The sequence below is a fragment of the Mesorhizobium sp. M0772 genome (assembly GCF_040320135.1).
Lineage (GTDB): Bacteria > Pseudomonadota > Alphaproteobacteria > Rhizobiales > Rhizobiaceae > Mesorhizobium.
In genome coordinates this window covers 168,655-184,175 of record NZ_JAMYPB010000007.1, presented here as the reverse complement: position 1 = coordinate 184,175, position 15,521 = coordinate 168,655, and the positions used below count along the sequence as shown (strand labels likewise).

At 62.2% G+C, this 15,521-nt stretch carries 19 protein-coding genes; 10 read left to right on the top strand and 9 right to left on the bottom strand.

What is annotated here, in order from left to right:
• Nucleotides 1-198 precede the first annotated feature (198 nt).
• The 3 genes from NKI06_RS07360 to NKI06_RS07350 all read left to right on the top strand — a co-directional run bounded on the left by NKI06_RS07360 (nt 199) and on the right by NKI06_RS07350 (nt 4,128).
• The gene (locus NKI06_RS07360) at nt 199-1,515 is read left to right on the top strand and encodes a sugar ABC transporter permease (protein WP_352984656.1); all 1,317 of its coding nucleotides are present in this window, start codon (nt 199-201) and stop codon (nt 1,513-1,515) included.
• Between the two features lie 12 nt (nt 1,516-1,527).
• Nucleotides 1,528-2,325, top strand: coding sequence for an ATP-binding cassette domain-containing protein (locus NKI06_RS07355; RefSeq protein ID WP_023683966.1), 798 nt, complete (start codon nt 1,528-1,530; stop codon nt 2,323-2,325).
• Between the two features lie 156 nt (nt 2,326-2,481).
• Nucleotides 2,482-4,128: a CHASE domain-containing protein gene (locus NKI06_RS07350; RefSeq protein WP_352511878.1), complete on the top strand. Its 1,647-nt coding sequence runs from the start codon at nt 2,482-2,484 to the stop codon at nt 4,126-4,128.
• A gap of 39 nt (nt 4,129-4,167) precedes the next feature.
• Here NKI06_RS07350 and NKI06_RS07345 read toward each other — a convergent pair whose 3' ends face one another.
• The 6 genes from NKI06_RS07345 to NKI06_RS07320 form a co-directional block, all read right to left on the bottom strand.
• Nucleotides 4,168-4,410, bottom strand: coding sequence for a YMGG-like glycine zipper-containing protein (locus NKI06_RS07345; protein ID WP_023670102.1), 243 nt, complete (start codon nt 4,408-4,410; stop codon nt 4,168-4,170).
• A gap of 83 nt (nt 4,411-4,493) precedes the next feature.
• A complete protein-coding gene (locus tag NKI06_RS07340; protein ID WP_023670101.1) occupies nt 4,494-4,820 on the bottom strand; it encodes a hypothetical protein in 327 nt (108 codons plus the stop codon).
• A gap of 142 nt (nt 4,821-4,962) precedes the next feature.
• Complete coding sequence (locus NKI06_RS07335) at nt 4,963-5,139, bottom strand: hypothetical protein (RefSeq protein ID WP_352511876.1); 177 nt, start codon at nt 5,137-5,139, stop codon at nt 4,963-4,965.
• 129 nt (nt 5,140-5,268) lie between these two features.
• A complete protein-coding gene (locus tag NKI06_RS07330; RefSeq protein WP_023670099.1) occupies nt 5,269-6,303 on the bottom strand; it encodes a sensor histidine kinase in 1,035 nt (344 codons plus the stop codon).
• Between the two features lie 163 nt (nt 6,304-6,466).
• Nucleotides 6,467-6,634 (bottom strand): DUF1328 domain-containing protein, encoded by a 168-nt coding sequence (locus NKI06_RS07325; RefSeq protein WP_023670098.1) that lies wholly within the window; start codon nt 6,632-6,634, stop codon nt 6,467-6,469.
• A 220-nt stretch (nt 6,635-6,854) separates the two neighbouring features.
• The gene (locus NKI06_RS07320; RefSeq protein WP_023670097.1) at nt 6,855-7,649 is read right to left on the bottom strand and encodes a response regulator; all 795 of its coding nucleotides are present in this window, start codon (nt 7,647-7,649) and stop codon (nt 6,855-6,857) included.
• A gap of 212 nt (nt 7,650-7,861) precedes the next feature.
• Here NKI06_RS07320 and NKI06_RS07315 point away from each other — a divergent pair, with 212 nt between their 5' ends.
• A complete protein-coding gene (locus NKI06_RS07315) occupies nt 7,862-8,065 on the top strand; it encodes a NepR family anti-sigma factor (protein ID WP_023670096.1) in 204 nt (67 codons plus the stop codon).
• A gap of 3 nt (nt 8,066-8,068) precedes the next feature.
• Nucleotides 8,069-8,620, top strand: a complete 552-nt coding sequence (locus tag NKI06_RS07310) for a sigma-70 family RNA polymerase sigma factor (RefSeq protein WP_023670095.1) — start codon at nt 8,069-8,071, stop codon at nt 8,618-8,620.
• Nucleotides 8,621-8,674: 54 nt separating this feature from the next.
• On the opposite strand, the gene NKI06_RS07305 is transcribed toward NKI06_RS07310, so the two are convergent.
• Complete coding sequence (locus NKI06_RS07305; RefSeq protein ID WP_352511875.1) at nt 8,675-9,082, bottom strand: response regulator; 408 nt, start codon at nt 9,080-9,082, stop codon at nt 8,675-8,677.
• 249 nt (nt 9,083-9,331) lie between these two features.
• On the opposite strand from NKI06_RS07305, the gene NKI06_RS07300 reads away from it, so the two are divergent.
• The 3 genes from NKI06_RS07300 to NKI06_RS07290 all read left to right on the top strand — a co-directional run bounded on the left by NKI06_RS07300 (nt 9,332) and on the right by NKI06_RS07290 (nt 11,017).
• Nucleotides 9,332-10,093 (top strand): Crp/Fnr family transcriptional regulator, encoded by a 762-nt coding sequence (locus tag NKI06_RS07300; protein ID WP_352984654.1) that lies wholly within the window; start codon nt 9,332-9,334, stop codon nt 10,091-10,093.
• A 124-nt stretch (nt 10,094-10,217) separates the two neighbouring features.
• Nucleotides 10,218-10,544: an ElaB/YgaM/YqjD family protein gene (locus tag NKI06_RS07295; protein ID WP_352511872.1), complete on the top strand. Its 327-nt coding sequence runs from the start codon at nt 10,218-10,220 to the stop codon at nt 10,542-10,544.
• 11 nt (nt 10,545-10,555) lie between these two features.
• Nucleotides 10,556-11,017, top strand: a complete 462-nt coding sequence (locus NKI06_RS07290; RefSeq protein WP_023683962.1) for a hypothetical protein — start codon at nt 10,556-10,558, stop codon at nt 11,015-11,017.
• Between the two features lie 58 nt (nt 11,018-11,075).
• Here the strand turns inward: NKI06_RS07290 and NKI06_RS07285 are convergent, their stop codons facing one another.
• On the bottom strand, nt 11,076-12,596 hold the full coding sequence (locus NKI06_RS07285; RefSeq protein WP_502900576.1) for a sensor histidine kinase: 1,521 nt from the start codon (nt 12,594-12,596) through the stop codon (nt 11,076-11,078).
• A 166-nt stretch (nt 12,597-12,762) separates the two neighbouring features.
• Between NKI06_RS07285 and NKI06_RS07280 the strand changes: the two genes are divergently transcribed.
• Entirely contained in the window at nt 12,763-12,990 is a 228-nt protein-coding gene (locus tag NKI06_RS07280; protein WP_023696424.1) for a hypothetical protein, read from the top strand.
• Between the two features lie 26 nt (nt 12,991-13,016).
• On the opposite strand, the gene NKI06_RS07275 is transcribed toward NKI06_RS07280, so the two are convergent.
• Nucleotides 13,017-13,937, bottom strand: coding sequence for a diacylglycerol/lipid kinase family protein (locus tag NKI06_RS07275; RefSeq protein WP_023670088.1), 921 nt, complete (start codon nt 13,935-13,937; stop codon nt 13,017-13,019).
• A gap of 258 nt (nt 13,938-14,195) precedes the next feature.
• On the opposite strand from NKI06_RS07275, the gene NKI06_RS07270 reads away from it, so the two are divergent.
• Entirely contained in the window at nt 14,196-15,500 is a 1,305-nt protein-coding gene (locus tag NKI06_RS07270) for a PRC-barrel domain-containing protein (RefSeq protein WP_023708587.1), read from the top strand.
• The last annotated feature ends 21 nt before the right edge of the window (nt 15,501-15,521 follow it).

Below are 15,521 nucleotides of genomic sequence, written 5' to 3'. Positions count from 1 at the left end.
ACGCCCCCTGGGGGCCGGGGGGGCGCCGCCGGCCGCGGCGGGCGTGCCACCTTAGGTCGACAATTTTAATAATGGTGGCGCGGCGGGGGTATCGCGGGGGCGTTTTCTCTACGAGAATTGTGTGTTTCCGCCATCGGCGGCAAACTTCTAGGCTGTGGTCCGGCATCCGCGCCAGACGGCAAGCCGCTGGAGGACATCATGACCGACACGACCTCAAATCCGCAGGCCGATACGGCACGAGCGTCTGAACTCGGCGCGGTCGCCCGGTTCCTGAAAGCGACCGAGCTCGACACGCGCATGCTCGGCATGGTCGGCGCGCTGCTGGTCATCTGGGTCGGCATACATATCCTGTCGGGTGGGCTTTTCCTGACGCCGCGCAATCTTTGGAACCTGTCCGTGCAGACGTCCTCGGTCGCGATCATGGCGACCGGCATGGTATTGGTCATCGTGATGCGCAACATCGACCTTTCGGTGGGCTCCGTCGAAGGCGTGATCGGCATGATCATGGGCGTGGCACAGGCCGAATTCCTGATTCGCGTCATCGGCTTCCAGCTTGGAAACCCCTGGCTCTGGGTCGTCGCGCTTGCCGCCGGCGTGGTGCTTGGTCTGCTGATCGGCGCGTTCCAGGGCTTCATCATCGCCTATATGCAGGTTCCGGCCTTCATCGTGACGCTTGGTGGCCTGCTGGTCTGGCGTGGCATGGCATGGCTCATCACCAGCGGGCGCACGGTCGCGCCACTCGACGCCACCTTCCAGCTGATGGGCGGCGGACCACGCGGCTCGATTGGCGCCGCTGCCAGCTGGATCGTCGGCATCGTCGCCTGCACGGCGGTCGCCTTCGCGCTGCTCAACGGTCGCTCACAGCGCAAGCGCTTCAGCTTTCCACTGCGCCCCGTCTGGGCCGAGACCTTGCTTGGCGTGGTCACTTGCGCGGCCATCCTCGGCGCCGTGTGGATCGCCAATTCCTATCCATGGCCGATCGGCATCGTGCGCCAGTACGCACAGCAGAACGGCATCACCGTTCCCGAAGGCGGGCTGTTCATCGCGCATGGCATCGCCATACCGGTGCTAATGGCGGTGATTGTCGGCATCATCATGACGTTCATCACCAAGCGCACGCGTTTCGGCCGCTATGTCTTCGCCATCGGGGGCAATCCGGAGGCAGCGGAACTCGCCGGCATCAACACGCGCTGGGTGACCATGAAGGTGTTCATGATCATGGGTGTGCTGGCTGCAATCAGCGCGGCGATCTCGTCGGCCCGTCTCAATGCGTCAACCAATGCGCTGGGCACACTGGACGAGCTTTTGGTGATCGCGGCCGCTGTCATCGGCGGCACGTCGCTCGCGGGCGGCGCCGGAACGGTGATGGGCGCCATGCTCGGCGCGCTACTGATGCAGTCGCTGCAATCCGGCATGGTGCTGCTCGGCATCGACTCGCCGCTGCAGAGCATTGTCGTTGGCGCTGTCCTGGTCATCGCCGTCTGGCTCGACACCGTCTACCGCAAGCGCGTCTAGGGAGGAACGATTATGGAAAAAACTGCTCCCACCGGTACGCCACTGATCGACATGCGCAACATCTCGATCGCGTTCGGTGGCATTCGCGCCGTCGACGATGCGTCCATCGATCTTTTCCCGGGCGAAGTGGTGGCGCTGCTTGGCCACAACGGCGCCGGTAAGTCGACGCTGATCAAGATCCTGTCGGGCGCCTACAAGCGCGATGCCGGCCAGATCTTGGTCAACGGCCAGGAGGCCTCGATCTCCAATCCGCGCGACGCCAAGAAATACGGCATCGAAACGATCTACCAGACGCTTGCGCTGGCCGACAATGTCGACGCTGCCGCCAACCTCTTCCTCGGCCGCGAACTGATGACCGCGTGGGGGACACTCGACGATGTCGCCATGGAGGCCGAGGCGCGCAAGGTGATGGGCCGGCTCAATCCGCGCTTCCAGCGCTTCAAGGAGCCCGTGATCAAGCTATCGGGCGGCCAGCGCCAGTCGGTGGCGATCGCACGCGCCATCCTGTTCAACGCCCGCATCCTGATCATGGACGAACCGACGGCCGCGCTTGGGCCGCAGGAGACGGCGCAGGTCGGCGAACTGGTAAAGCAGCTCAAGGCCGACGGCATCGGCATTTTCCTGATCAGCCACGACATTCACGACGTGTTCGAGCTTGCCGACCGGGTCTGCGTAATGAAGAACGGCCAGGTCGTCGGCACCGCGCTCACCACCGATGTGACGCAGGACGAAGTGCTCGGCATGATCATCCTGGGAAAGTGCCCGCCCGGCGCCATTCCCGGTCCGGGTGCGCTGAAGATCGCGGCCTGAGACCACGCTATCGTCAGCTGTCATGTTCACTGATGCTCGAGATCGATAAGCCGGCTAAATATGCATGATATGCCAGCTGTCATTATGGCTTGGCCGCGCCATTGTCTTGCCGCGGCGACTTGCCCATAAAGGTCCCGAACCGTCCATGGGCCTGCGTTGAAGAAGTTTTTCCCGATCCTTGCCTTCATTGCCGTTGCACTGATCAGCCTGACGATGGCGGGCTTCGCCTATTTCGCGACCCAGGAAGCGGCGCGCATCAAGTTCGAGGCGACGGCCGACGACGCGCTCAACCGCATCGAAAGCCGTATCGATCTGCATCTGTCACTGCTGCGCTCGACGCAGGCGCTGTTCGACGCCCGCAATGGCGAGATTTCAGGTAGCGAATTCAAGGCCTTCTTCAGCGCCCTCGATGTCGATAACAATTTCGCCGGCCTGCGCGGCATCGGCTATCTCAGGCTGGCCAAGACCGGTGACGAAGCGGCGGTCGAGCGCGACATGTTGCGCGACCGCGGCGCCGCCCACACGGTCTATCCGGACACGACACAGCCATGGCGCACGCCCGTCGTGCTGTTCGAGCCGCTCGACCCTGCCAACGAATCCACCATCGGCTACGACATGTTCACCGAGCCGGTGCGGCGCGAGGCGATCGAAAAAGCGATGGCCGATGACGCACAGCACGCAAGCGGTCTGGTCCAGCTCGGCCAGGACACTGGCGCGGCGCAGACCTTTACCGGTTTCCTGGTCTTCGTCAGGCTCAATGTCGAAACCGCGCCGGATGGTATCAATGCGTCCAGATCATCGACATCAGGCCTTCTCTACGCGGCCTTCCGCGCCCGCGACCTGTTCCAGACCGCGCTCAGCCGCACGCCTTTGCTGCCGGTCAACACCGCGGTCTATGACGGCACGGCCGACGCCGACAATCTTCTGTTCCAGTCGGAAACGCCGCCGGTTGCGAGCTTTGGCGACAGGCTGTTGGTGACGCGCAAGATCATCGTCGCCGGTCGGCCGTGGACGGTGCTGTTCCGGCCGACAAGTGCATTTTCGCAACCGTCCTCGCGCGCCATTCCGGTCATGCTCGGGCTGTTCGGCCTGCTTCTGGCCGGGGCCATCGCGTTGGTGGCGCGCTACCAGGAGCGCGCCTACGACGCCAAGTCGCTGCTGCATGAAACGACGGAAAAAAGCCTGCTCGAAAAGGATTTGATGCTGCAGGAGATGAAGCATCGGATCAAGAATTCGATCACGCGGGTGCTGGCGATTGCGCGCCAGACGGCAGCGCAAGCAACCGACGTGAAGGAGTTCTCAACTTCCTTCTCAGCCCGCCTGCAGGCAATGGCGGCTTCCCAGGATATGCTGACGCGTTCGCGCTGGCAGAAGGCCGATCTTGGCGACCTGCTGCGCATCGAGCTCGGCCAGGTGTTCGGCAAGGAGCTTCCGGAAGGGATATTGTCAGGGCCTCAGGTGCTGCTCGACGAGAGGACGACGCAGGCGCTTGGCCTGACCTTTCACGAACTGGCGACGAATGCGCTGAAGTATGGCGAGGCCGGCAATTCCGTGGGTGCGCTGAAGGTCGACTGGTCGTTCGAGGGGCGCGGGTCCGAGCGGATGCTGGTTCTGAACTGGCGCGAGGCCGGGCAGAAGGAACTCGAAGCGCCGGCGAAGACCGGCTTCGGCACCAAGCTGATCGACCTCAATGTCACGCGCGAATTGCGCGGCACGATTGCCCGAGATTTTCGCGCCGATGGGCTTACGGTGGAAATCAGGATCCCGCAGCCTGATGCAGTCAAACAAACGGAGACCGGCTGACCGGTCTCCGTCGCGATTGTCTGACGCTTTTGAAGCGGATCAGCAGCGAGCGGTGTAGAGCCGGCCGCGATTGTCGCGATACTGGCAATAGCCGTTGCGCAGGTTGCGCACCAGCAGGCCGGAACCGGCGCCAACGGCTGCGCCGATCAGCGCACCCTTGCCGCCGCCGATCAGTCCGCCGGCCAAAGCACCGACACCGGCGCCGACACCGACATCCTGCTCGGTCGTGCTGCAGCCGCTGACGGCGACCACCGCAACCATGGCAATAATCAATTTCCGCATAGAATCTCTCCTCACTTTTGTCCTCACTTTAGTAAGCTCCAGCCGCTATTTAGCACGAAACAGCAGCCTTTGCCCGCTCGATCTTATTGTTGGCTAAGAGAGTCTTTTTCGCGGCGCGTGGCGTTCGACGCGACCACGACACTGGAAATCTGCAAAGACGCGTCGAGGGTGCCGTCCGGGCGCACGTTCCAGACGATCTGGTCGTAATCATCTTCCAGCGCGGGGTCGACCGTAAGACATTTGGCAACGACGTGCTCGGCCTGACCCTGCACGTCGCCGGCAGCGAATGGACGTTCTGCCGTGCATGCTTCGGCGGTTTCGAAAACACTGACCGGCACCGGCAGTTCACGGCATTCGGTCATGTTGTTCGAACAGCCAATTACCAAAAGCAAAGCGGCGATGTGTTCCACGGCGACACGTCCTCTCGCCATAAGAACGGTCCACAGCCGTCAAAGTTCCTGTGCCGAAAGGGGCGTTAATAATTGGTCGGCTACGAGCTGGACAGTTTCTGAGCCAGGCTGCTTGGGAGCAGCGTGAACCTGAGCATCTGGCTCAGACCAATTGCGACGCCACGATCAGCACAACAGCGGCGACGAGCGCGACAGCGGCGACGCGAAGCAAGGGACGCCAGGCGTGCTGCAAAGGCGAGGCTGAAGCGTCAGGATCCTGAAAGCCGCTCATCGACACCCGGGCGGCCTGCTCCAGCCTGTTTATATCGGCAACCGTCATGATCATTCCTCCCATACTCGCGTTGCAGGCTGCGGCCGAAACATCGGTTGAATCGGTCAAGATCCAGCAATCTCTGGGAACCACAGCATCGGATTTTATGGTGAACAGCCGGTTAAGGAATCCCGCCGCTCATTCGGTTTCGAAATTGCCGTGCGGAACGACGAGGCGATATTCGAGGCGGTCACTGGTGATCTCCAGCGTCGCCGTGCCGTTCAGCGATGCCGGCACGACACGTTCGAGGGCAACGCTGCCGAAGCGTTTCTCGGTGCGCCTGTTATCATTGGCGACAATGGCCTCGACCCAGGTCAGCGACAAAGCAGGCTTGTCTGCGGCCTCTGCGACGTTCGACAGATCGGCGGTTACCTCGACAAAGCCGTCCGGCCGCGCCAGGGCGCCGTAGCTGAATGAATTGACGGCGAGTTCGTGCATTGCCAGTCCAATATGAATGGCCGCGTTGGGATTGAGGTAGGGGTTGACGCCATTGAAGCGCAGGCTCTGCGCGGGATCGGCGCCGTAGCGAACGACCTGGCCGCGGATAAGCTCGCGAAGTGCTGCACCCCGCCAGTTCGACGACGTTACCAGATCCTGGGAGGAAGCCAGTGACTGCAGGCGGCCGCGAAAGCGCTTCAGGAAATCGTCGGGTGTCTCGGAATAGCGGCCGGTCTGGGTGGCAATACTCTGGATGATGGCCAACAGGTTCTTGGAGCGGTGGCTGACTTCGCGCAACAGCGTCTTCAGCGTCTGTTCGCGGCGTTTCTGCTCGGTGGTTTCCACCATCGTGGTGACGACGCCCTGCACGTCGCCGCGATGGCCCCGATCGGCATCGACCCATACCTGGAACCAGCGCATGCCATCACCGGTGGGAACACTCAGTTCAAGGCGTTCCGGATTGCCGGAAGCGATCACATTGCTTTTGGCGGCGGCGATTTGCTCAGCTTGCGCCGGTGGCAACGCGCCGTTGCTGTCGGCTGTGTCGGAAACCCACGGCGCACGCATGTTGCGGGCCCATACAGTCTTCAATTCACGATCCTGATAGAGGACGGAAATGCCGGCATTGTGCAGAGCGTGAAGCAAGGCCCGGCCAAGCTGCATTCCGCTTTCAGCCGGGTGCAGTGCGATCACCTCGTCGCCCTGTCCGCTCTCGCCTCCGCCAATGGAACGCATCAATCACCTGTCCACCTGATCAGGACCGAACGATTCACTTGGACTCAGTTCCTGAGTAGGTCCCCAGAAAAGGTCCGCCGGACGATGTCCCGTTGGAGGACATCGCCCGGCGGTGGCTGGAAACCGTTTGAGGGGTGCGGCTTCCAGTGTTCTTCGCCCGCTCCTACGATGCCCGTCTGAACAGGCCGGCCAGAAGCGAGATGACGAGGAAGGCGAGAAAGATGAAGAACAATATTTGCGCGATACCGGCCGAGGTACCGGCGATGCCGCCGAAACCAAGCGCGCCGGCGATGATCGCCACGACGAGAAATACGAGCGCCCAGTAGAGCATGATCTGTCTCCTTCCAATACTGGATCAAGAACGTGAGTGATTGCTGTTTGTTCCACCATTTGCCGAAAAAGAAGGTCTTTGGAAGAGGCCCGGACGCGAATTGATTCGCGCGCGGGAGCGCCATACGGCGCGACGGGCAGCCGCCGATCGCCGGGTTAGGCGATCGCCAGTGCCGCCAACGCTGCGAGGCGGCGAAAAGTTGGAGATTGAAGGCCCTACTTCACGCGGCGGCCTTGGCCTGCCGGTCGAAGAACAGCGCTTGGCTGATCAGCGCCTTGACCATGTCGGGATTGAACGGCTTGGTGACGAGGAAGGCCGGTTCAGGCCGCTCGCCGGTCAGCAGACGTTCGGGGAAGGCGGTGATGAAGATTACCGGCACCGAAGTCGACGACAGGATTTCGTTGACCGCATCGATACCCGAGCTGCCATCGGCAAGCTGAATGTCGGCCAGCACCATCTTCGGCCTTGTCTTGCCGAACATCGCCACCGCCTCGGTATGGGTGCGCGCGGTTCCGACCACGTGGTGGCCGAGGCTCTCGACCATTTCCTCGATGTCCATGGCGATCAGCGGCTCGTCCTCGATGATCAGCACATCGGTCGCCACCTGGCGAGAGATCTCGTTGCTCGCCTGGGCAAGCAGTTCGGAGAATTCCTTGGCGTCGACATCGAGAATTTCAGCTGCCTCGTCTTCACCGAAGCCTTCGACCGCGACCAGCAGGAAAGCCTGGCGTGGCCGTGGCGCAATGGCGTTCAGATTGGCGGCGGCGCGCTGCTCCCATGCCGATTGCGCCTGCTCCTGCGGAACGCGGATGGCAATGGAGGTGAACAGTTTGGCGAATACCTTGTAGAGCGCGATGCGGTCGCTTGACGCCTGGGGGAAGATGTCGACGTCGGCGATGATGGCTTCGAGCATCGCGGCGACCAGCGCATCGCCACTCTCCTGCGATCCGGATACGGCGCGTGAAAAGCGGCGCAGGAACGGCAGGTGCGGAGCGATGGTTGCGGAAAGGCTCATGGTAGACGTCTCCCTCAGATGACGTGATTGCATAGATTGCAGGTCAAGCTGATTGCAAGCCCCAACACCCAAACGCGGGTTTTGCGAAAAAGTTCCGAGACTTGTGGAACGAAACTGCACGGGCGACGTTTGTGGTGCGATGGGCAACCAGACGAGGGGGCCGCTTCGCGTTGTGTAATGGGGCGGCTCGGGGCGCTGGATTTAAGGGCGAAATGAAGGACATGAATAAAGAAACGCTGGCTGGCGCCGCTGACAGGCGCCGGGCCAATTCCGGCGACCCGCTCGGGGCGAATTCGGAAATCGGCCGCAAACTCAAACAATATTATGACGAGCTGGTCTCGGACAATGTGCCGGATCGCTTTGCCCAGTTGCTCAGCCAACTGGAAAAGGCCGAACCTGCACAGAAGAAGGACTGAGGCATGGCAGCTGTCTCACAAGGGTTCAAGACCGACCTGCTCGGCTCGATCCCGAGCCTGCGGGCCTTTGCCGTGTCGCTGACGCAGAATGCCGACAAGGCCGACGATCTGGTGCAGGAGACGCTGGTCAAGGCTTGGGACAAGCATGAGAGCTTTCAGCCCGGCACCAATCTCAAGGCATGGCTGTTCACCATCCTGCGCAACGAGTTCTATTCCCAGATGCGCAAGCGCGGCCGCGAGGTGCAGGACAGCGACGGCATCATGACGGCCAGGCTTGCCGTTCATCCGGCTCAGCACGGCCAGCTTGACCTCAAGGATTTCCGCGGCGCGCTCGAGCAACTCCCCGAGGACCAGCGCGAAGCCATCATCCTCATCGGCGCTTCAGGCTTTTCCTATGAAGAGGCCGCCGAAATCTGCGGCTGTGCGGTCGGAACGATCAAAAGCCGGGTCAGCCGGGCCCGCACGCGGTTGCAGGAGATCCTGAAAATCTCCGGTGAAGACGAATACGGGCCGGACGCAATCTCGTCCCAGGTGACGGGTTCAAACGCTGCCTGACAGCGGAGGCCCGTCTCGGGCCCGGGCTCTCTACACATACGCATCGAAGATATCTCAGACTGGCGCGCGTCCGCAGGCCGCCGCCAGAGCCTCGACGAGATCGGTCCCCGAATAAGGCTTGGTGACCAGGCGGATGCCGGGAAAAGACACTTTGATCTCATCCGGGTCCGAATAGCCGGAGGCAAAGACAAACGGCAGGCCCAATTGGCGCAGCCGCGCGGCGAAATCGAGTGTGGACGTTCCGCCCAGCATGAGGTCCACGATAGCGGCGTCGAACTCGCCAACGACCTTCTGCTCATCGATCTCGGCCAGAGCGCGGGCAATCACTACGTCGTTCGCGCCATGGTCGCGGCAAAGCTGCTCGACATCCATGGCGATCAGGAATTCATCCTCCAAGACAAGAATTCGCAATCCCTCAAGCAATGGCGGCACTTGGCAATCTCTCCTCAATTCTTGCAGCATCGGGTACAGTGACTCCAGTCAACCGCATCGCGGACCTTGGGGGATCGGTCGGGCCTTAATCCGAAAAGTTCGCCCACCGGCTCTACTCCACAAGCGAGCTTCGAATTCGCCTCAGTGGAGTGTAGCGAGTCATGATCGCTATTTGCCATCCTGTCATTTAAAAAAGACATGCCATCGGCAGCGGAACCGCGGCCTTGCAAAGGCGTAGCACTCAGTCTCTGGCAAGAGACTTTCGAAAGAGGGATCGAAATGTCTGGCCAGAATGGTCGTTCGTTTTCCAGCCGTCAGTACCCATGCGAGATCTGCCCGCTTCGGCCATTGCCGGTGTTCCGGGAATTCGAGAAGCAGGAGCTTGCCTATGTCAGCATGTTCAAGAAGGGCGAACTGGCCGTCGACAAGGGCGCCACAGTGCTGGTCGAAGGCAGCCAAAGTGCTCATCTCTACACCGTGCTTTCGGGCTGGGCCTTCCGCTACAAACTATTGTCGGACGGCAGGCGCCAGATCCTGAACTACTCCATGCCCGGCGATCTTATCGGGCTGCAGGGCAGCCTGATGGGCGAAATGCAGCACTCGGTCGAGGCGCTGTCGCCCATGCTGTTGTGCGTCTTCGAGCGTGAAAACCTGCACGAGCTCTACCGCAACCATCCGGGCCTTGCTTACGACATTACCTGGCTGGCGTCGCGCGAGGAGCGCATGCTGGACGAGAACCTGCTCAGCGTCGGTCGGCGCACGGCGGTCGAGCGCACCGCCTATCTCATTGCCTTCATCGCCAGCCGCGCGGCGATAGTCGGGCTCAACGGCAAAGCGCCGGTGCAAATCCCGATTACCCAGCAGCATGTCGCCGATACGCTCGGCCTATCGCTGGTCCACACCAACAAGACGATCCGCAAGCTCATCGATCGCAAGCTGATCGCCTGGCGCGACGGCGGTTGCGAAGTGATAGACAGGGAGGGGCTGAAGGATCTCGCGCGTTGGGAGGGCCCAAGTGAAGGCCGTCGGCCGCTGATCTGACAGGCAGGCCTCCAACTGGGGCTGGACTCGCACTTGCAAACACCCTTTCATGGATACGGTCTCCGATTTCGGAACCATGACGTGTGTCGGGCGTTTGAAGCCAAGCAAACGCAAGGAGTTTAGAATGGCAACTGCCGCAGGAAAAACCGCCAACGAAAGTCAGACGAACGCCGACCTCGAAGCCGACATTCGGCAGTTGAAGGCGGATATCGAAAAGTTGACCAAGCAATTGGCCAAGACCGGCGAACATGGTTACGGCACGGCGCGGCGCGCTGCTGCCGAAGGCGTCGACCAGTTGCGCGCGCAGGGTGAAGCCGTCTTCGACACCCTGCGTGGCAACGCCAAGGATCTTGAGGCCCAGATCACGGCCAATGTGCGCGAGAAGCCGGTCACTTCACTGGCGATCGCGGCCGGCGTCGGCTTCCTGTTTGCGCTTCTTGCCCGGCGCTAGTTTCGACAGAGATGGGCATGCTGGCACCGCTTATCTCGGCGTTGGCCTCGGGTGAAGCCATTGCCGCCATGCGCCGCGCGCGCACGGCGGCAATCGTCTACGGGCTCGCCGCCGTGGCTGCCCTGTGCGGCCTCGGGTTTCTCCTGGGGGCGGCCTACATCTGGGCGGCTGACCGTTATGGCTCGATGGCCGCCTGTCTTGGCTTCGCCGCTGGTTTCCTGGTACTGGCCGGGCTTATCGTGCTCATTCATCAACTTGCGGCTGGAACGCGTGCACGCCGACGTGCGCGAAGGCGCAATGCCGACCTGAAGGCGCTCGGTATCACCGCGGCGCTTGCCGTGCTGCCGGCCTTGCTCAAGGGGAAAGGCGGGAAGGGCGTCATTCTCGGCCCGATGATCGCGCTCGCGGCCTATGCCATCTACCGCGAGAACGTCAAACCGGATCCGGGCGATCCAGACAGCGAAGCCGACTAAAGCGCGTCGCGCTGATACGCTGTTCCCGGGAAAACCGCTTCGCACTTCTGAAATTGCTTTAAGCCGGCAGATCTTCAAGCGGCATCGATATTTCGGCGAACACGCCTTCGCTGCGGAATTCGTGGGTCACTTCGCTCGACAAAACCTTGGCGAGGCTGCGGCGGATCAGGATAGAGCCGAAGCCCTGGCGTTCCGGCGGGTCGACTTTCGGCCCACCGCTTTCGCTCCAGGTCAGCACAAGGCGGCGCGCGCCTTTCTTGCCCGCCGCCTTCCAGTCGACATCGACCTTCCCCGAGCCAACCGACAGCGATCCGTATTGCAGCGCGTTGCTGGCCAGTTCGTGCATGATCAAACCGAGCCCCACCGCCTGGTCGGGCGAAAGCAGCAGATCCGGACCGGAGATCACGATGCGCGGCCGTTCTGCCGAATCGAACGGCTTGACCTCGATCTGCATCAGTTCGCGAATACCGATGCCGCGCCATTCGCGATCCGACAGCAGGTTATGAGCAGCGCCCAGCGCCTGCAGCCTGGCGCCGAAGGCTTCCAGGAATTCGCTTGGGCGGCGAGCGTGGCGAACGGTCTGCGTCGCCAGCGCCTGCACCGTCGCCAGCGTGTTCTTGACCCGATGGTTGAGCTCGCGCAGCAGCAGCCTTTGCCGGTCCTCGCCGAGCTTGCGTTCCGAGATGTCGTAGTTGACGCCAAAGATCAGCGTCGGCTTGCCTTCGCCGTCGCGCTCGATGACGCGGCCGCGGGTGACTATCCAGCGCGGCGGATCGAAGCCTTTGACCCGGTATTCGCCGAAATAGTCGTCGCTGCCGGTCAGGGCATCGCGAAAGCGCGTCTCGGTCTGGTAGACGTCGCGCGGGTCGATGGCGGCCAGAATGTCGCGCGCCCGCAGCCGGTTCGAACGCGGCAGGTTGAACAGCTCCGACAAACGCACGTCGCATTCGATCATGTCGGTGCGGATATCCCAGGCCCAACTGGCGAGCGAGGCGGCATCGAGCGCTATGGCTCGGCGCTTTTCCTCCTGCGCCAAAGCAGCCGTGGCAATGGCGCCGCTGCGGGTGGCGTCCTTGAGGGTAAACAGGCTGGCGGCGAGGCTGGCCAGCGATTTCAAATGATCGAGCGCGGCAGCGGACGGAAATTCATGCGGCTCCCGGTCGAGTACGCACAGCGTGCCGACGCGCGCGCCGGCGACCACCATCGGCGCGCCGACATAAAAGCGGACATGGTGTTCGCCGGTGACCAGCGGGTTGCGGGAGAAGCGAGGGTCGATGCTGGCATCCGGCACCACCATCGGCTCGTCGCCGGCGGCAATGGTATGGGCGCAGAACGATATGTCGGTCGCGGTTTCGGTCTCGTTGAAGCCGACACAGGATTTGAACCACTGTCGTTCGGTGTCGAGCAGCGTGACGAGCGCGATCGGCGCCCGCATCACGGCGGCGGCAAGGCCGGTGATGCGATCGAAGTCGGGATCGGAGTCGGTGTCGATCGCGTCAAGCCTATGCAGTACGGCAAGCCGCTCCGGCGCCGCCACGGCGCGGCGGACCTCAACCGGCAAACCAGCCTGCTTCGCCACCTTGCTATCCACCAAGCCCCCTCGCTTGCGGGCCCCACCCGCGGTGGCGCGCACCTTGCGCGGCCGTCGCGCGCCGGAACTTTTGTAGCAAGCAATCGTTACCCCACCATGTTTCGCCGGCGATGGTTTTATCCACCATTCCGGTTGCACGACAGGAACGCCGCCAATGACCAAGATCGCCCCTGAAAACAAAGCCCGTCAGGGGCGCTGGGGCTGGCACGGCCTGCGCATATTGGTCGCCGCGTTGCTCCTGGCTTTCATTGCTTGGGGAGCGGCCGAGATTTATGGCCAAAAGATAGATCCAGATACCCCTGAAAGCCAGGGGCAGCCCACCGGCCAGACCGCGCCGGCCAACCAGAGCGCGCCAGCCGGCGAGGGGCAGTCGGGCGGCTAGGGTTTTCCTCGTCATTCGTAATCGCATCAGGCGGCCTTTGCCTGGGCGGCTTGCGCCGGAACCAGGACGTTCAGTGCGCCAGGGTGGATCTGGATTGTCGTTTCACGCTCCAGCTTGACCAGTTCGCCGTCGATGACGGCGCCGAATTTCTTGCTCCCTGTATGGATTTTCACGATTGCCTTGTCGGCCTGATGGGTTTCGACATGGTCGCTGTCGCGCCACCTGCCTCGAGCCATGTCGAAGAGCGCCCTGACCAGCTCGCCACGCTGCCGCGCCACGGTTACATAGATGCCGAGCACGCCGCCGGCAGGATTGTCGGCATAAGGCAGATGGCCTTCGCCAAACAGATTGTTGGAAATGCCGATGCCGCTGATGCGGGTCACGATTTCGGCTTCGCCGACCGTCAATGTCACCTTCATCGCTGGAGGATTGTTGATCGTCGTCCAGGCGGCCTTGGCCGAGGCGCGAATCTTTCCCAGGCGCGAGGCGAATTCCATATTGTCGCGCAGCTTCACCATCCTGGCGTGCAGGCCGATGGAGAACTGATGCACGAACGGCCGGCCATTCGCGCTCGCGATATCGACCGCCATAATCTCGCCGTCGGCAAAGGACTTCAGCGCGCCATCGATGGTCTGCGGAATTCCAAGGCCGCGGGCGAACAGGTTCATTGTTCCTGCAGGCAGGACGGCCAGCGCCTTCTTGCCATTCATCAGCCGCCCCGCGGCGGCCGAAATGGTGCCGTCGCCGCCACCGGCCAGCACGACGTCGATGTCGCGCCGCGCGGCGACCTTGTCGAGCGCCGCGACAATCTCCTTGCCGGCGACGATGTCGATCTCGATGGAGTGACCAGCCGCCTCGAGCGTCTGGCGCATCCGGTCGGTTAGCGCTGAGAGATCGGTGGTCCGCAAGGTGCCGCCGTCCCGGTTCAGCACCGCTGCAAATCGCATGCCCCACTCCGTATTCTTTTTAGCGGCCGGAATGCCAGCCGCAGGCTGAAACGGGCAAGCTTGGCAAAGGTTCCATCGGCCGGGCGGGAATGTCGGGCGATTCCGCGGACTTGCCCAGGGTATTTCGATGCTCCCGTTTTTTCGGAACAAGCGCCTTGTCACAACGTTGTGATCCCATTGGAGGCGCCGCCTTCGGTCTCCCGGCAAGTGGTTTGCCGATTGCGGCGCGCATGAGATCACGCAAGAGGAGACTTAATCATGATCCGCACACTGTTCGCGACGACTGCACTCGCAACGCTGATCGCTACCGGTGCGTTTGCGCAGTCAACGACGGCCCCGGCGACGACCCCAGCGCCGGCTGAAGCCCCTGCTACCATCGCGCCGGCGCCGCAACAGGCCGACGGCGCGCTGATGACCAATATCATCGGCGAGTCCGTGTACAATGGCACTGGCGACGATGCGCAGAAGATCGGTGACGTCAGCGACGTCGTCCTCGATGAAAACGGCCAGGCGAAATCCGCCATTATCGGCGTTGGCGGCTTCCTCGGCATAGGCAGCAAGAACGTCGCCTTCGACTACGGCAAGTTGCAATGGGTCGAGAGGAATGGTGACCGCTGGCTCGTCGCCGAGACGACGAAAGAAGCGTTGACGGCGCTGCCCGACTTCGACCGTAAGCCCTACGATCCGGCCTCGGCGCCTGCTTCCACGGCGCAGAACGACCCGCAGAAGCCCGTTGATCTCAACGCCGCGCCGTCAGAACCGGCGGTGAAACGCGCTGACGGCAATCTCGCAACCAACATCATCGGCGAGAATGTCTACAATGGCACTGGCGACGATGCCCAGAATATCGGCGACGTCAACGACATCGTGCTGACCAAGGATGGCAAGGCGCAGTCGCTGGTGATCGGCGTCGGCGGCTTCCTCGGCATGGGTGAAAAGAACGTCACCTATGATTTCGCCAAGGCGCGGTGGGCCGAAAAGAACGGCGATCGCTGGCTGGTGGCGCAGACGACCAAGGAGGAACTGCAGGCGCAGCCTGATTTCGACCGGAAGCCCTATGATCCGGCGCCCGTGACGACAACCTCCGACGCGACGCAGCCGACTGCTCCGGCTGCCCCGACGGCCGTTGCACCGGCTGACAATGCTCAGCCAGCGGACAAGACCGCGGAAGCTCCGGCCGGGACAAAGGCTACCGATCCGACGCAAACGGCAGCGATCGACAAGTCCACATTGACCGAAATGCCGGTCGGTAACATCAGAGGCGACGACCTGAAGGGCACCACCGTCTATGGCGCCAACGACGCCAAGGTCGGCGAGATCGGCGACGTCGTGCTCACGCCCGACAGCAAGCCGGATGCCGTCATCATCGATGTCGGCGGCTTTCTAGGCATCGGCGCCAAGGAGGTCGCGGTCGGCATGGACAAGCTCAAATTCATGACCGACAAGGACGGCAACAAATATCTCTACACCAACTTCACCAAGGAGCAGCTGCAGGCGCAGGCCGCCTATGACAAGGGCAGCTATGCTGAGAAGCGCGACCAGCAGCGGATGATGGTACAGTAAGGGAATAGGCAGTAGGGATTA

Excerpts from the sequence above, each read along its gene's own strand:
- NKI06_RS07360 (WP_352984656.1), top strand. The coding sequence starts at position 199 with ATGACCGACACGACCTCAAATCCGCAGGCCGATACGGCACGAGCGTCT.
- NKI06_RS07355 (WP_023683966.1), top strand. The coding sequence starts at position 1,528 with ATGGAAAAAACTGCTCCCACCGGTACGCCACTGATCGACATGCGCAAC.
- NKI06_RS07345 (WP_023670102.1), bottom strand. The coding sequence starts at position 4,410 with ATGCGGAAATTGATTATTGCCATGGTTGCGGTGGTCGCCGTCAGCGGC.
- NKI06_RS07335 (WP_352511876.1), bottom strand. The coding sequence starts at position 5,139 with ATGACGGTTGCCGATATAAACAGGCTGGAGCAGGCCGCCCGGGTGTCG.
- NKI06_RS07330 (WP_023670099.1), bottom strand. The coding sequence starts at position 6,303 with ATGCGTTCCATTGGCGGAGGCGAGAGCGGACAGGGCGACGAGGTGATC.
- NKI06_RS07325 (WP_023670098.1), bottom strand. The coding sequence starts at position 6,634 with ATGCTCTACTGGGCGCTCGTATTTCTCGTCGTGGCGATCATCGCCGGC.
- NKI06_RS07320 (WP_023670097.1), bottom strand. The coding sequence starts at position 7,649 with ATGAGCCTTTCCGCAACCATCGCTCCGCACCTGCCGTTCCTGCGCCGC.
- NKI06_RS07315 (WP_023670096.1), top strand. The coding sequence starts at position 7,862 with ATGAAGGACATGAATAAAGAAACGCTGGCTGGCGCCGCTGACAGGCGC.
- NKI06_RS07310 (WP_023670095.1), top strand. The coding sequence starts at position 8,069 with ATGGCAGCTGTCTCACAAGGGTTCAAGACCGACCTGCTCGGCTCGATC.
- NKI06_RS07305 (WP_352511875.1), bottom strand. The coding sequence starts at position 9,082 with ATGCTGCAAGAATTGAGGAGAGATTGCCAAGTGCCGCCATTGCTTGAG.
- NKI06_RS07300 (WP_352984654.1), top strand. The coding sequence starts at position 9,332 with ATGTCTGGCCAGAATGGTCGTTCGTTTTCCAGCCGTCAGTACCCATGC.
- NKI06_RS07295 (WP_352511872.1), top strand. The coding sequence starts at position 10,218 with ATGGCAACTGCCGCAGGAAAAACCGCCAACGAAAGTCAGACGAACGCC.
- NKI06_RS07290 (WP_023683962.1), top strand. The coding sequence starts at position 10,556 with ATGGGCATGCTGGCACCGCTTATCTCGGCGTTGGCCTCGGGTGAAGCC.
- NKI06_RS07280 (WP_023696424.1), top strand. The coding sequence starts at position 12,763 with ATGACCAAGATCGCCCCTGAAAACAAAGCCCGTCAGGGGCGCTGGGGC.
- NKI06_RS07275 (WP_023670088.1), bottom strand. The coding sequence starts at position 13,937 with ATGCGATTTGCAGCGGTGCTGAACCGGGACGGCGGCACCTTGCGGACC.
- NKI06_RS07270 (WP_023708587.1), top strand. The coding sequence starts at position 14,196 with ATGATCCGCACACTGTTCGCGACGACTGCACTCGCAACGCTGATCGCT.